Consider the following 14,506-nt stretch of genomic DNA (forward strand, 5'->3'; position numbering starts at 1 on the left):
TATTGTGACAAATCACTTTGCACGGCGATTTGTTATATCGTGACATTTCTTTCGGTCTTGTTACTCTATTGGCAATGCAAACGTTATTATCCTTCATTAAATAAGATGAGACATTGACGATGAAACAGTTGCCGAAAGATTTTCTGTGGGGAGGCGCGGTCGCCGCGCACCAGGTTGAAGGCGGTTGGGATCGGGGCGGCAAAGGGCCAAGCATCGCCGACGTGCTGTCCGGCGGTTCGCACGGCGTGGATCGCGTGATGACCGACGGCGTGCTCGACGGCTATCGCTATCCCAACCACGAAGCGGTGGACTTCTACGGCCGCTACAAGCAGGACGTGGCGCTGTTCGCCGAGATGGGTTTCAAATGCTTCCGCACTTCGATCGCCTGGACGCGCATCTTCCCGAACGGCGACGAAGCAACGCCAAACGAGGCCGGCCTGCAGTTTTACGACGATCTGTTCGACGAGTTGCTGAAATACGGCATCCAGCCGGTGATCACCCTGTCGCACTTCGAAATGCCTTACCATTTGGTGAAAGCCTACGGCGGCTGGAAAAATCGCCGGGTGGTGGAGTTCTTCGTGCGCTTTAGCGAAGTGGTGATGCGCCGCTATCGCGAAAAAGTGAAGTACTGGATGACCTTCAACGAAATCAACAACCAGAGCAACTACCGCTACCCGCTGTTCGGCTACTGCTGTTCCGGCGTGGACTACACCCAGGAAGACAACCCTGAGCAGGCGCTGTACCAGGTGTTGCACCACCAGTTCGTCGCCAGCGCGCAGGTGGTCAAACTCGGTCATCAGATCAACCCGGAATTCAAGATCGGCTGCATGCTGGCCTGCGTGCCGTTTTACCCTTACTCCTGCAAGCCGGACGACGTGATGTACGCCGTGGAAGCGATGCACCAGCGCTATCTGTACACCGACGTGCAGATGCGCGGCTACTATCCCAGCTACCTGCTGCGCGATTGGGAACGCAAAGGGCTGAAGATCGAGATGCAGCCGCAGGACGCGCAGATCCTGCGCGAGGGCTGCACCGACTACATCGGCTTCAGCTACTACATGAGCAACGCGCTGCAGGCCAACGCGGTGGAAGGCAGCGACGGCATGTTCGGCTTCCCGGGCAATGTGCCGAACCCGTACGTCAAGGCCTCCGACTGGGGCTGGCAGATCGATCCGGTCGGGCTGCGCTATTCGCTGAACGTGCTGTATGAACGCTACCAGAAGCCGCTGTTTATCGTGGAGAACGGCTTCGGCGCCTTCGATAAGGTGGATGCGGACGGCCAGATCAACGATGACTATCGCATCGACTATCTACGCGCACATATCGAAGAGATGAAAAAAGCGGTGATTGAAGACGGCGTAGACCTGATCGGCTATACGCCGTGGGGCTGCATCGACTGCGTGTCGTTCACCACCGGTGAGTACAGCAAACGCTACGGGTTCATCTACGTCGACAAACACGACGACGGCACCGGCACGCTCGAACGTTCGCGCAAGAAAAGCTTCGACTGGTATCGCCGGGTGATCGCCAGCAACGGCGAACAGCTGTAACCGCACGACAGACAATCAGGGGCGATTTTCGCCCCTTTTTACTGCGCCTTACTCCGCCGCCTGCCCGGCGGCGAGATACTTCGCCATTTCCGCCGTCGGCACCATGCCGCCGCCGGTCGCCCATACCAGATGCGTCGCCTGGGCCAGGTGCTCGGCGCTCACGCCCTGCTCGCTGAGCTCCCCCGCATGGGCCGCAACGCGCCACGGCCCGGCCATGCCGGCCAGGGCGGAGGGTTCCAGTTGGATATGCTCGTGCCTGTCCAACAACCCAAGCAACGCGAACATCTCTTCGTCGCTCAGGGTGTAAAACGCGCTCAGCAGGCGCTCCATCGCCCGGCCGACAAAACCGGAGGCGCGCCCCACCGCCAGTCCGTCCGCCGCCGTGCGGTTGTCGATGCCGAGATCTTGCACCGCAATGCCGTCATGCAACCCGCTGTAGACGCCGAGCAGCATGCAGGGGGAATGGGTCGGTTCGGCAAAAATGCAGTGAACGTGATCGCCGAACGCCAGCTTGAGGCCAAAGGCGACTCCGCCCGGCCCGCCGCCGACGCCGCACGGCAGATAAATGAACAGCGGATGCTGCGCGTCCACCACGATGCCCTGTTCGGCAAACTGCCGCTTCAGGCGGCCGCCGGCCACCGCGTAGCCGAGGAACAGGGTTTGCGAATTTTCATCGTCGATAAAGAAGCAATTCGGATCGTTCGCCGCCTGTTGGCGCCCTTGTTCGACCGCCACGCCGTAATCGTCGGCGTATTCCACCACCTTCACGCCATTGTCGCGCAGCTTTTGCTTTTTCCACGCCCGCGCATCCGCCGACATGTGCACGCTGACGTCAAACCCCAGCCGGGCGCTGATGATGCCGATGGATAATCCCAGATTGCCGGTCGAGCCGACGGCGATGCGGTACTGGCTGAAGAACTGACGAAACTCGTCGGAAAATAGCCGGGCGTAGTCGTCGCCGGTGTGCAGCAGCCCCGCCTCCAGCGCCAGCTTTTCCGCGTGCGTCAGCACCTCATAGATGCCGCCGCGCGCCTTGATTGAGCCGGAAATCGGCAGATGGCTGTCCTTTTTCAACAGCAGGCGCCCGCCCAACGACTGCCCATAGCGCCGATCCAACGCCTGCTGCATGGCGGGGATCGCCACCAGCTCGGATTCGATGATCCCCTTTGTCGGTTGGGTTTCCGGGAAGGCCGCGGCGAGATAAGGCGCGAATCGCGCCAGGCGCTGCTCCGCGTCGGCGACGTCGGCGGCGGTCAACCCGACGTGGGGCAGCCCTGCGGCCAACGTTGTCGCGCGCGGATTGAACCAGGTGAGCGGCTCTAGCGCGACCATGCGTTGCAACAGCGGATGCTGGGCGACCCACGATAGGATCTGTGATTTCTGCATAAGTGTCCCTGACTGATGTTGGCGTTGCCGTCACCTTGCCGCGAACGCCGACGGCTGACAAATGATAAATTCTGAGCTTGAGGTGCAATAGATTGATGCAAGCGCGGCGTTAGCCGGCCGTCACGCCAAACAGCAGGCCAACGCCGGAAGAAACTGCCATCGCCAGTGCGCTCCAGATGAGAATGCGCGCCACGCCCGGCAAGATCGGCGCCCCGCCGGTTTTCGCGGCGATGCCGCCGAGAACGCCGAGGGAAATCAGCGCCGAGGCCACCAGCGCCGGCCGCGTCCAGGCGACCGGTGCCCACAGCGCCACCAGCAGAGGCAGCAGCGCGCCGAGGGAGAAACTCAAGGCCGACGCCAACGCGGCCTGCAGCGGCCGGGCGCGGGTAGCGGAGGAAATGCCCAGCTCGTCGCGCGCGTGCGCCTCCAGCGCATCATGCGCCATCAGCTTTTCCGCCACCTGCCGGGCCAGCGCCGGATCCAGACCGCGATGCACGTAGATTGACGTCAGTTCGCGAAACTCCCCCGGGTAGTCTTCAAGCAGCTCCGCCTGCTCTTCCGCCAGCGCGGCCTTTTCGGTATCCGCTTGCGACGAGACCGACACATACTCGCCGGTGGCCATCGACATTGCGCCGGCCACCCACCCGGCGACGCCGGCGATCATCAGCGCGGAATGCGAGGCGCTGGCCGCCGCGACGCCCAGCAGCAGGCTGGCCGTTGAAACGATGCCGTCGTTGGCGCCGAGCACCGCCGCCCGCAGCCAACCGATGCGTTCGATACTGTGCCGTTCTCGATGCATCCTTTCTCTCCCTCGTTCTCTTTCCGCTATCCCCGCGCCGCCGCTTCCAACCCGGCGATGTCGATTTTGCCCATCAGCAGCATCGCTTCCGTGACCCGCCGCACACGAGCGGCGTCCGGATCGTTCATCAACTCCGTCAGGCGCCGCGGCACGATCTGCCAGCACAGCCCCCAGCGATCGCGCAGCCAGCCGCACTGCTCCGCCTCGCCGCCCTCGCTCAAGGCATCCCATAGCCGGTCGACCTCCGCCTGATCGTCACATTCCACCATCACGGAGAAGCTGTGGTTAAACGGATCCAGCGGCCCGGCTTCGATCGCCGCGTAGCGCTGGTCGCCCAGCGTGAAGGAAGCCAGCTTCACGCTGCCGGCCGGGCCGCTCGGCGTATCCGCCGGCAGGTCGGAAAACCAGTTCACGGACGAACCGGGGATCAGCGCGACATAGCAATTCAGCGCCGCTTCCATGTCTTTTTCAAACCACAGATGTTGCGTAATTCTGGCCATCTGCGCCTCCTTTACGCATCGAGGATCGGCGCGAACCCGCCAAAGATCATGCGTTTGCCGTCAAACGGCATCTCGCCCAGCGCCTTCACGCGCGGATCGTTCATCATTTTCTCATTGGCGGCGTCGCGCACCGCCTTGGAGGGGTACTCTATCCAACTGAACACCACCACTTCGTCGTCCTGGGCTTTCACCGCGCCGCGAAAGTCGGTGAGCTTGCCGTCGGGCACGTCATCGCCCCAACACTCCACGATGCGCGTGGCGCCAAACTCTTTGAACAGCGGCGCCGCTGCGGCCGCCAACCGGTGATAGGCCTCCTTGTTGGCGGCCGGCACCGCCACCACAAAACCGTCTACGTATTTCATCCTGGCATCCTCTTGTCTGATTAAGGACAGTCGGTTCAGCGCGGGCGACGTTGCCTGCGCCCCCTACCAGTTTAGACGGCGGGCGCGCAACCCGGATCGGAAGTTCAGCGGTCAGGATCGTTCGGAGGGTAAGATTCCGGCGTGGCGACCCGGTTACGGCCGGCGTTTTTCGCTTTGTATACCGCCAGATCCGCCAGTTTGAGCAGGTCGGCCAGGCTGTGGCCGGAACCGCCCGGGCAGGTCACCATGCCAATGCTGACGGTGATCTGCAGCGGATGGCCGGCCGGCATGGTGATCGATTCCGCCTCAATGCGTTGCCGCAGCCGTTCGGCCAGCTGCAACCCCTGCTGTGGCTGGCCGAGCGTCGAAACGATAGCGAACTCTTCGCCTCCCATGCGGCCGAACAGGTCACCGACGCTCAGATCGGCGGCGATCGCGCGGGTAAAGGCCATCAGCGCCTGATCGCCGCCGGCATGGCCAAAACGGTCATTAATCGATTTGAAATAGTCGATATCGAGCATCATGACGCACACCAGCTCGCCCTTTTGGTCTATCAACCGTTCGCCGCGCTGCATAAACGCATTGCGCGTCAGCACGTGCGTTAACGCATCGTGATTCGCCACGTGCTCCAGCGTGCGCAGCAGCGCATTACGCGCATAGTTCATGCTGGCCACGGCGATGGGCCCCAGCGCCAACAGCGCGATGCCCAAACGCATCGATACCGCGTTTTGCAACACTTTCATGTCGAGCGTCGTGCTAAGCAACCCGAAATCGATCGCCAGATGGCACCACAGCACATAAATCAGCACCGCAATCATGGTGCAGAACAATGAGAAGGACATCGCCAGCCACAGCAGCACCGGCATGGGAAAGATCACCGCCCCGGGGCCGCCGATCAGCACGCTGCACACCGCCGCCAGCAACAGCAGCGCCAATACCGTGAGTTTTCGCCCCGCGCGCGGCCATTGGCTGCGCTGGGTGAACAGGGCTCCGGCCGCCGCAAGGCGACGTCGCCAATCGGCGGGAAACGCCAGAATAAACGGCATCAGCGTGACGTAGTTGGTGAATTCGGACGAGAACCACAGCGCCAGCGAGGTCAGATACGGTCTGCCGAACAGCCACTGCGAAGTTGCGGCGCCCACCGCGCCGGTCGCGGCGGCGGCGGCCAGGCAGATGCCGAACAGGTACATGCTGGAAGCGCCACGCTGCAACGTGCGCGCCGGCGGCGACAGCCGCATGAACAACAGATACCCCACCACGACGCCGGTCAGATTGGCGGCGTTCAGCAGCAGCGCCTTTTGCAGCGAACTGCCGGTCAGCAGGTCCGCCGCCAGATAGCCCAGCACCGCCATGCCCCAGCCGGCCCGCGTAGCCCACTGTGGCCGCCGCACCAGAACCGCCAGCAGTACGGCGTTCACCGGCCAGAATATTGCCAGAAAACTGCCGGGACGACTCACGATGCCCAACAGACACAGAGTGAACACCAGCAAAAAAATGATGAGCGCGGGCCAAATTTTCCGGGTATCGGACAACGAGGTGGTTTGCATCTTGGATCCAGAGACTTCCGCTAGCGTAAGGTGACAATCTGTTCGTGTCACAACCGTCGACGATGAGGAGAAGATAAGCGGCCGACTCGCCTATTATTGCCAGTTTTGCCGGCCCGGACATCTGTTTATTCATCTAGGAAAAATATATTTGTGTATCAATATATTGACAGTAATCACCTATCTGGCGAACAAACTGTCGTGACTCTCCAGTCACTACGATCGTTATTACCACCCAGCCGATTTTTTACCGGCAAAATCGCCGTCTTTTACTGTAAAGACAAAATTAAATCGTGCAGTAAAGGGATACAGGCATTGCCCACTATTCAAAATTCATAAATGATAATTATAATGATAATCGTTACTATTTATTATTTTTCACGGAATTATATGCACCAGTCAGTTCTTCGCCACCCCACTCAAAGAAATAAAAATCACGTTCTTCACGCGCTGCCCCTGTTTGCCGGTTTGTTCCCCGTGCTGGCGATCGCCGCCGCGCCCGGCGCAAAAACGGAGGAATCCATTACGGTAACCGCCACGGCCCAACCTATCGGCAGCTATAGCGCCGATACCGCTTCGACCGCCGGCAAGACCGCCGCGCCGATCGCCGAGGTGCCGCAATCGGTCAGCGTCGTCACCTCTCAGGTCATTGACGACTTCCAGGTCAAAAGCGTCAATGACGCGATGAAGTTCGTCAGCGGCGTCACCCAGGGCAACACGCTCGGCGGCACGGAGGATGGCTTCGTCAAACGCGGGTTCGGGGTTAACTCCGACGGCTCGGTCTTCATCGATGGCGTGCGCAGCAACCAGGGGCTGAGCATGGACGCCACCACCGATCGCGTTGAGGTCCTGAAAGGTTCCGCGTCGCTGCTGTATGGCATCCTCAGCCCCGGCGGCGTCATCAACCTGATTAGCAAAAAACCGCAGTATGACTGGAACACCCGCATCAGCGGCGCCACCAACAGTGTTGGCGGCGGCAGCGGCAGCGTCGATGTGACCGGCCCGCTGGGCGGCGGCTTCGCCTTTCGCCTGATCGCCGAACGCCAGCACGCAGATTACTGGCGCAATTTCGGCAGCGACGAACACACGCTGGTCGCCCCCTCGCTCAGTTGGTTCGGCGACCAGGCTTCCTTTAACATCGCCTACAGCGAATACAAGTACGACATTCCTTACGATCGCGGCACTGCATTTATCGACGGCAAGCCGGTCGATGTGCCCTATAACCGCCGCTTGGATGACTACGCTAACCATGCCTGGGGCAAGAACAAACGTCTGAACGCCCATTATGAGTACGCGCTGGATCCGATCTGGACGACCCGCTTCAACTACGCCTGGCTGCAACGCCGTTACGACAGCAACGAAGTGCGCGCCACCGCGGTCGACACCACGACCGGCATCGTCTCGCGCCGCGCCGACGCCAACCGCGGTTTCAATCATCAAACCCACTATTACTCCTGGGATCTGACCGGCTCGCCGCAGCTGTTCGGCATGCAGCACGACCTGCTGCTGGGCGTGGACTACGAGAAGAATCAGACCTACAAAGCCTATTCCTATCGCGGCAAGGTCTCGAAGACCTTCAACATGTACGATCCGGTGTATGGCGAAACGCCGGTCACCGACAGCACCACTTACAGTGACGCGTCAAGCAACCTGCGCGCCACGCTGTTCAGCCGTTCCCTGTACGCCAAGGACAGCATTCATCTCACCGATCAATGGATCGCGGTGCTGGGCGCGCGCTATCAGTCGTATTATCAGAACAACAGCAACGGTTTCCAGAAACCGAAAAATACGCTCAATGACAAAGACGACCAGTTTTTGCCGCAGGCGGGGTTGGTGTATAAGCTGACGCCGAGTCTGTCGCTGTACGGCAATTACAGCCGTTCGTTCACGCCGTCCACCGCCATCGACGACAATGGCGATGTCGCCACGCCGGAAACCGGCACCACCTATGAGGTAGGCGGAAAATGGCAGATCACCCCGGCGTTTGACGCCACGCTGGCGCTCTATCGCATCGATGAAAGCAACATGTCGATCTTTATCAACGGCGTGACCCGCAGTATCCCCAAAGCGCGTTCCACCGGCGTCGAACTGGAATTGAACGGCGAAGTGGCGCGCAACTGGGATCTCACCGCCAACTACAGCTACGACAAAACCGAAATTGTCGAAGACAACCTCAACCCGGACAACGTCGGCAATCGGCTGGTCAACGCCCCAACCAACATGGGCGGCCTGTACCTCAGCCACCGCATGACATTGCCGGTGGTGCCCGGCGAGGTGCGCATTGGCGGCGGCGCGCGCTACGTCGGCCGCCGCGCCGGCGATCCGGAGAACAGTTTCACCATGCCGGCCTATACCGTGGCGGATGCCTTTGTCGCCTGGGACAGCAAGCTGCTGGGGAAACATACTCAGCTGAAACTGAATGTGAAAAACCTGTTCAACCGCGAATACTATGCCTCCAGCGCCGGTAACTTACGCGTGATTGAGGGTGAACCGCGCAGCCTGAGCCTGCAGGCGACGGTCGATTTCTAACCTGTCACGCCTTGGGCGCCGTTTGGCGCCCGTTTTCTTTGCGCCGACCCTCAAAACGCCTTGCGACACATCACACCGGCGAGAAAATCCAACAGCGCGCGGTTGAACAATGCCGGCCGCTGCAGCGGCGCGAAGTGGCTGACACCCGGCAGCGTCACCAGACGGGCGCCGGGGATGCTGTCGCTCAGGTAGGCGGCATGTTCGGCGCGGATAAACTCATCGTGTTCGCTGTGAACAACCGTCACCGGCACGCGAATGGCCGCTAATTCCTGTGCGCGGTAGTCCGGCTGGCTGCTCATCATCAGGCTCACGGCGGCGACGAACGCATCGAAGTCATCCGGCGTCGGCGACAAGGCGGCATAGTCCTGCGCATGACGCGCAAAACAGCGCTCAACGATGGGGTTGGACGCGGGCGGTTTAACGCCGCTGGCGTCCATATTACAGCCGAAGAAAAAAACGCCGTCCACCCGCTGCGGCGCCCGGTGGGCGGCGATAAGCGCAACACAGGCGCCATCGCTCCAGCCCGCCAGCGCGGCGTGCGGGATCCGCAACGCGTCCATTACCGCCAACAGATCATCGGCCATGCGATCGTAACGGTATGGCCGGGCGTCGCTCGTGCTGCGCCCGTGCCCGCGGCTGTCGATGATCAGCACGCCATACCCGGCGGCCAGCAGCGCCGGCAGTTGATACCCCCAGTTGCCGCTGTGGCCCAGGCCGCCGTGCAGCAGGATCACCGTCGGGTCAGCGCCATAGGCCGCATACCAGATGTGTGCGCCGTCGTGTTCGACAAAACCCTGCCAGGAACCGGGCGGCAACGGCGGCGCGCCCTGCGCGGCAAAGCGGGTCAAATCGTCGTCGGTTTGCATCTTTCTCCCCTCATTCGCCGAGGTTGAGCATCGACACGGCATCAAGGGAGTATAGATCGCAGCGGCGAACGGTGCCGTTCGCTTTCCCTGCATATACTTAAAGGAGGAATCGCAATGGAGGACGGTGAGATGAAGAAGATAATTCTCGTGTTTTTGACGTTGATGCTGAGCGGTTGTATCGGCGGCGGCGGCCCATCGAATGCGCCTTCGGCATCGCCGAATGAACCTTACACCTGCACCAAATCCAGCGCCAATAGCGACTGCTCGCAATCGGTGGAACCATCGATGTACTAGCCGCGCTCGGCGGGCCGTCGCTTAACGGCCCGCCGCCTCAGACCGGCGCTAGGAGGAGTGTTCCTCTTCGTTGGCCTGATATCGCGTCGCCTGCTGCTTCATAAACACCACTTCCTGCGGGCTGGACAGGCTCACTTCCTGCGCGCGCAGCAGCTTGAGGATATTGAACAGCAGTTCGCTCTTGGTGGCGCCAACCATGCGCGGGCTCGGCACGTAGCCGGTCACGCTCAGGATAATGCCGTCCGGCCCCAGTTGGCTGAAGCGCACGTAAGGCGCCGGCGTATCCAGAATGGTTTCGTACTCGTTATAGGCGCTGAGCAAGATATTGCGCACCTGCTCCGGATCGATGGAGGTCGGGAACGTCAACGCGATGGTCACCACGCCTTGCGCGTTGCCCATGGTGGCGTTGCGCACGTTCTGCGAGATCAGCTGCGAGTTCGGTACGATCATGGTGGAACGGTCGCTGAGCTGGATTTCGGTGGCGCGCACGTTGATGCGCCGCACGTCGCCTTCCACGCCGCCGATGCCGATCATATCCCCGACCTTCACCGGGCGCTCGGTCAGCAGGATCAGGCCGGAAATAAAGTTCTTCACGATCTCCTGTAAACCGAAACCGATGCCGACCGACAGAGCGCTGACGATCCACGCCAGGTTGCTCCACTGGATGCCCAGCGCCGCCAGGGTGATCAGAATCACCAGCACATAGCCGATATTGCTGAACAGCGTCACCAGCGAGGCGCGGATGCCGACGTCCGTGATGGTTTTCGGCAACAGCTCAGAGCCCAGCCAGCGCCGTACCGCGCGCAGAATGTAGATGCCGATCGCCAGGCAGATCACGGCGTTGAGCAGGTTGCCTGGCACGATGTTGAAACGCTGCAACCCTTCGCCGGTCAGGATGGAGACGATTTTCTCCATCAGCGAACCCGGCGTGGTGCTGCCAAACGAACCGTTGAACAACGCGACAATCATCAACAGCAACAGCGAACATTTGGCCAGCGCGGTGGTGATGATCGACATCTGTTCCAGGTGGCGGTCCTTGAAGCTGAGCGTTTTCTTCAGCATCTTGCCGCTGACGGTCTGCGGCGAAAACAGCGCGGCGCACAGGTCAGTGGCGAACAGCACCATGAAGTAGAACGCCATCAGCACCAGCACCACCCAGATCAGCTGGTAGGTCAGGAAACGGGCGAAGGCAATGTAGCCGATGAGCAGGGAAAGCAGGATCACCACCGAACAGACCAGGGTGACGATGTGCACCAGCCCGCCGACCAGCGTGCGTTTTTCCAGGTGCGCGCCCTGCTGCTCCAGACGGCGACGAATGCGCTGGCCGCGCAGCGGCGCCGCCAGCAGCACCATGCCGATCAGCCCCGCCACCAGGCCATTGCCGAAGATGGTGGTGGCCAATGAGGCGCTGACGACGTTGTTGATCAGCTCCACGGTGCCGAACGCCAGCGCCAGACCGGCCAGCAGCGGCGAGAAGTAACGCAGCCCGGCGGCCACTTCATTGTCCAGCGAAGCCAGACGCCACGACGGACGATTCAGCGACAGCGCCGCACGCCCCAACCCGGCGATCAGCGCGCAGAAAATCCCCAGACGGTTAAAGCCTTCGGCGAAGTCTTCCAGCATCACCGGCAGCGGCTGCACGCGGATAAAGACGTAATACAGCAGGTTCAGCGCGATCGAGGTAGTGAATACCGTCACCGCCACGGTGATGATCGCCATAAAGCTGCGGCGCAGGCGCCCGTCCGGCAGGAAGCGAATGCTGACCCAGGCAAGAAAACGCTCGGACAAATAGCGCCCCCAGGACCAGACGATCACCGCCAGCGCCAGCAGCGCCAGCGTGCCGTAACGCCATTCATCCTGCCAACTGGCGTCCCAGGCCGCTTTCATCTCGGCATTGAACTGGTCCAGCCGCTGCACATCATCCGCTGACGGCTGCACCACCGGCGTCCAGAATTTGACGCCCAAAATGCTGCCGGTGTTCAGCGCCAGCTGGGTTTTGAACGCCACCCGGCGCAGATCGCTGATCTGCTGGCCCAGGTCGAAGGCGCTGGTCTTGATGGCCTGCGCGCGTTTTACCGCATCGTCCAACTGCTTCTTGCTGTTGTTCAGCGCATTGCGCTGCTGGGCGACGGCCGGGGTTTCCGGCAGCGCGCCCGCCGCCGGGGCCGGCCCCAGCACGTCCAGCTGCGCCTGCAGTTTTTCCTGCAGCGGCTGCAGATCGGTAGCGAGTTTGTCCATGCTGGCGACCAGATCGTCCGTCGCCAACCGCAGCTTGCTGAGCTGGGTGTCGGTCGTCGCTTTGGAAACCAGCTGCTTCATGCTGTCCAACTGCTTTTGCGCGGCTTTCAGCTGCGTAGCGGGATCGGGCGCGCTTTCAGCGGCGGGATCGTCCTGAGTGGCGGCGACGGCGCCGAACGGCGTCAGCTGCAAACCCAACAGCAATAATAACAACAGGAGGAACGGGCGAGGCTTTAACATAAATTCAGTGCTCAGCATCATTATCTGATAGACAGACGAACAGGCGGCGGATGAACCGTCGCTTAACCATAAACGCTAATTATAATAGCTGCTTAATGTCGGCCGAAATACCGTAATTATTCCCATTGTGTGCCACGCGCCCGCGCTCTCCTTAGCTTGCTGATTATTCAGGCGCTTTTACTGGCGGCGCGGCGTAAAGCGCTCTATACTCCTGCCACCGATTAACCTGCAACCAATAAAAGGAGACTTACTATGCTGACGTGTGAATTGGTTTTTCACTCACACTTCTTTGGTAATCGTCGCCGCTCAAGCATTACCGGTATCGTGCTGCGATAACCCAGCTTGAGCGAAGCTTACTAAAATCCAGGATCTTCCCTCCGGCTTACCGGGTTGTCGTCAGCGATGTTTGACGATAGGCATTGCCATGCCTGTAACTCTTGAGTAAGCAATGAGCACATTACTGTCTGCACAATCTGTCGGTTACGACAACGCGTTCGGCGTCCTGCTGAGCGAGATATCCTTCAGCCTGAAAAAAGGCGACCGCATCGGTTTGATCGGCGATAACGGCTGCGGCAAAAGCACCCTGCTGCAAATCCTCAGCGGCGCCCTGCCTGCGCACACCGGAACAGTGACATTGTCACATCAATGTCTGATGGCGCGCATCGAACAGCACCTGCCGCCTGAACTGCACGCCTGCTCCCTGCTGGATGCCGTGCTGGCGCAGTTGCCTGCGGGCCAACACCTCAGCGAGCGCTGGCGCTGCGAAGCCTTACTGGCGGAGCTGGGATTTGAATCAGAGAGCTGGACATTGACCGCCGGCACCCTCAGCGGTGGCCAACATACGCGGCTGTTGTTGGCGCGTGCGCTGATCCGCCAGCCCGACCTGCTGCTGCTCGACGAACCCAGCAACCACCTGGATCTGCCCACACTGCTGTGGCTGGAACAGTTCTTGCGAAGCTGGAACGGCAGTTTCGTGCTGGTGTCACACGACCGCCATCTGCTCGATCAGGTGACCAACTGCACCTGGATCCTGCGCGACAAAACGCTGCAGTTCTTCCGGTTGCCCTGCTCTGCGGCGCGCACCGCGCTGGCGGAACAGGACGCCGCGGACGAACAGCGGCGCCACGCCGAGCAAAAAGAGATCGACCGGGTGGAAAAAAGCGCTAAACGGCTGGCGGTCTGGGGCAAGGTCTACGACAACGAAGATCTGGCGCGCAAGGCCAAGCAAATGGAAAAGCGCGTCGATCGGTTGAAGGAAGAACAGACCACCCTGACCGCCGGCAGCCCGTGGCGGCTGCGGCTGCAGGGAGAAGCGCTGGACGCCGATCGTCTGCTGGCGCTGCCGCACTGGGCGGTGCGCCCGGCGCCGGATGCGCCGGTGCTGTTCAACCTCGAACATCTGCGCGTGAAAAGCGGCGATCGCATCGCCATCGTTGGGCGCAACGGCTGCGGCAAATCGTCGCTGCTGCGTCTGCTGTGGCGCGAGTATCAGCAACAAACGCAGCGTCCGGCGCTGTTCCATCCGCGGGTGCGCATCGGCTATTACGATCAGAGGCTGCAGCAGCTGCGCGATGAAGACACGTTGAGCGAAGCGCTGGCGCAGTTCGCGCCGCTGACCGAGGAACAGCGGAAAATGGCGCTGATCGGCGCCGGGTTCCCTTACCTGCGCCACCATCAGCAGATCCGTTCGTTGAGCGGCGGCGAGCGTTCACGGTTGCTGTTTGTCGGCCTGACGCTGGCCAACCATTCGTTGCTGCTGCTGGACGAGCCCACCAACCACCTGGATATGGCCGGCAAAGAGGAGCTGGCGGAAACGTTGCGTCAGTTCCCCGGCGCCGTCATGCTGGTCACCCACGATCGGATGCTGATCGAACAGAGCTGCAACCGCTTTTGGCTGATCGACCAGCAAAAATTGGAGGAGTGGCACGATCTGGCGCCGGTGTATCAGCGCCTGGCGGGCGAAACGCCGGCTCTGCCGACGGCGGGCAAGGCCGATGCAGATACCCCAACGCCGGACGAGCGATTGAAAGGCGAAGAAGCGCTGTTGACCGCCCTGTTTGCCCTCGAAAGCAAACTGGAGGCCGATCTGGCGCGCAAGCCGAAGCACCAGAAACCGGAGCTTCAGGCGCGCTGGCGCCGCGAGATTGCCGACATCACCGCCCGGTTGAATCTGGGCTAACCTTGACAGGCCGCCATCC

Annotated in this window: 11 protein-coding genes; 4 read left to right on the forward strand and 7 right to left on the reverse strand. The window is 61.1% G+C overall.

All coding sequences use genetic code 11. From position 1 onward, the window contains the following. Nucleotides 1-113: 113 nt before the first annotated feature. Nucleotides 114-1,550 carry a 6-phospho-beta-glucosidase gene (locus tag IT763_RS11790; RefSeq protein ID WP_139375584.1) on the forward strand — a complete coding sequence of 479 codons (1,437 nt, stop codon included), beginning with the start codon at nt 114-116 and terminating at the stop codon, nt 1,548-1,550. A gap of 48 nt (nt 1,551-1,598) precedes the next feature. Here IT763_RS11790 and IT763_RS11795 read toward each other — a convergent pair whose 3' ends face one another. The 5 genes from IT763_RS11795 to IT763_RS11815 all read right to left on the reverse strand — a co-directional run bounded on the left by IT763_RS11795 (nt 1,599) and on the right by IT763_RS11815 (nt 6,144). Next, nucleotides 1,599-2,936 carry a D-serine ammonia-lyase gene (locus IT763_RS11795; protein ID WP_206194732.1) on the reverse strand — a complete coding sequence of 446 codons (1,338 nt, stop codon included), beginning with the start codon at nt 2,934-2,936 and terminating at the stop codon, nt 1,599-1,601. 109 nt (nt 2,937-3,045) lie between these two features. Beyond that, nucleotides 3,046-3,735, reverse strand: coding sequence for a VIT family protein (locus IT763_RS11800; RefSeq protein WP_033640227.1), 690 nt, complete (start codon nt 3,733-3,735; stop codon nt 3,046-3,048). A 26-nt stretch (nt 3,736-3,761) separates the two neighbouring features. Then, nucleotides 3,762-4,235: a VOC family protein gene (locus IT763_RS11805; RefSeq protein WP_015377932.1), complete on the reverse strand. Its 474-nt coding sequence runs from the start codon at nt 4,233-4,235 to the stop codon at nt 3,762-3,764. A gap of 11 nt (nt 4,236-4,246) precedes the next feature. Next, nucleotides 4,247-4,597 carry a DUF1428 domain-containing protein gene (locus tag IT763_RS11810; RefSeq protein ID WP_151254561.1) on the reverse strand — a complete coding sequence of 117 codons (351 nt, stop codon included), beginning with the start codon at nt 4,595-4,597 and terminating at the stop codon, nt 4,247-4,249. Nucleotides 4,598-4,701: 104 nt separating this feature from the next. After that, on the reverse strand, nt 4,702-6,144 hold the full coding sequence (locus IT763_RS11815; RefSeq protein WP_049299304.1) for a diguanylate cyclase: 1,443 nt from the start codon (nt 6,142-6,144) through the stop codon (nt 4,702-4,704). Between the two features lie 465 nt (nt 6,145-6,609). Here IT763_RS11815 and IT763_RS11820 point away from each other — a divergent pair, with 465 nt between their 5' ends. Beyond that, nucleotides 6,610-8,670: a TonB-dependent siderophore receptor gene (locus IT763_RS11820; protein WP_164052389.1), complete on the forward strand. Its 2,061-nt coding sequence runs from the start codon at nt 6,610-6,612 to the stop codon at nt 8,668-8,670. 50 nt (nt 8,671-8,720) lie between these two features. Here the strand turns inward: IT763_RS11820 and IT763_RS11825 are convergent, their stop codons facing one another. Continuing rightward, complete coding sequence (locus IT763_RS11825; RefSeq protein WP_049299308.1) at nt 8,721-9,536, reverse strand: alpha/beta fold hydrolase; 816 nt, start codon at nt 9,534-9,536, stop codon at nt 8,721-8,723. 129 nt (nt 9,537-9,665) lie between these two features. On the opposite strand from IT763_RS11825, the gene IT763_RS11830 reads away from it, so the two are divergent. Further along, entirely contained in the window at nt 9,666-9,830 is a 165-nt protein-coding gene (locus tag IT763_RS11830; protein WP_228009709.1) for a hypothetical protein, read from the forward strand. Between the two features lie 48 nt (nt 9,831-9,878). Here IT763_RS11830 and IT763_RS11835 read toward each other — a convergent pair whose 3' ends face one another. Beyond that, entirely contained in the window at nt 9,879-12,308 is a 2,430-nt protein-coding gene (locus IT763_RS11835) for a DUF3772 domain-containing protein (RefSeq protein ID WP_049299428.1), read from the reverse strand. Nucleotides 12,309-12,756: 448 nt separating this feature from the next. Here IT763_RS11835 and IT763_RS11840 point away from each other — a divergent pair, with 448 nt between their 5' ends. Then, on the forward strand, nt 12,757-14,487 hold the full coding sequence (locus IT763_RS11840) for an ABC-F family ATP-binding cassette domain-containing protein (RefSeq protein WP_206194733.1): 1,731 nt from the start codon (nt 12,757-12,759) through the stop codon (nt 14,485-14,487). Nucleotides 14,488-14,506: the final 19 nt, after the last annotated feature.

The sequence above is a fragment of the Serratia sp. CMO1 genome, assembly GCF_015689115.1.
GTDB classification, from domain to species: domain Bacteria; phylum Pseudomonadota; class Gammaproteobacteria; order Enterobacterales; family Enterobacteriaceae; genus Serratia; species Serratia marcescens.

Excerpts from the sequence above, each read along its gene's own strand:
- IT763_RS11795 (WP_206194732.1), bottom strand. The coding sequence starts at position 2,936 with ATGCAGAAATCACAGATCCTATCGTGGGTCGCCCAGCATCCGCTGTTG.
- IT763_RS11800 (WP_033640227.1), bottom strand. The coding sequence starts at position 3,735 with ATGCATCGAGAACGGCACAGTATCGAACGCATCGGTTGGCTGCGGGCG.
- IT763_RS11805 (WP_015377932.1), bottom strand. The coding sequence starts at position 4,235 with ATGGCCAGAATTACGCAACATCTGTGGTTTGAAAAAGACATGGAAGCG.
- IT763_RS11810 (WP_151254561.1), bottom strand. The coding sequence starts at position 4,597 with ATGAAATACGTAGACGGTTTTGTGGTGGCGGTGCCGGCCGCCAACAAG.
- IT763_RS11815 (WP_049299304.1), bottom strand. The coding sequence starts at position 6,144 with ATGCAAACCACCTCGTTGTCCGATACCCGGAAAATTTGGCCCGCGCTC.
- IT763_RS11825 (WP_049299308.1), bottom strand. The coding sequence starts at position 9,536 with ATGCAAACCGACGACGATTTGACCCGCTTTGCCGCGCAGGGCGCGCCG.
- IT763_RS11830 (WP_228009709.1), top strand. The coding sequence starts at position 9,666 with ATGAAGAAGATAATTCTCGTGTTTTTGACGTTGATGCTGAGCGGTTGT.
- IT763_RS11835 (WP_049299428.1), bottom strand. The coding sequence starts at position 12,308 with ATGTTAAAGCCTCGCCCGTTCCTCCTGTTGTTATTATTGCTGTTGGGT.
- IT763_RS11840 (WP_206194733.1), top strand. The coding sequence starts at position 12,757 with ATGAGCACATTACTGTCTGCACAATCTGTCGGTTACGACAACGCGTTC.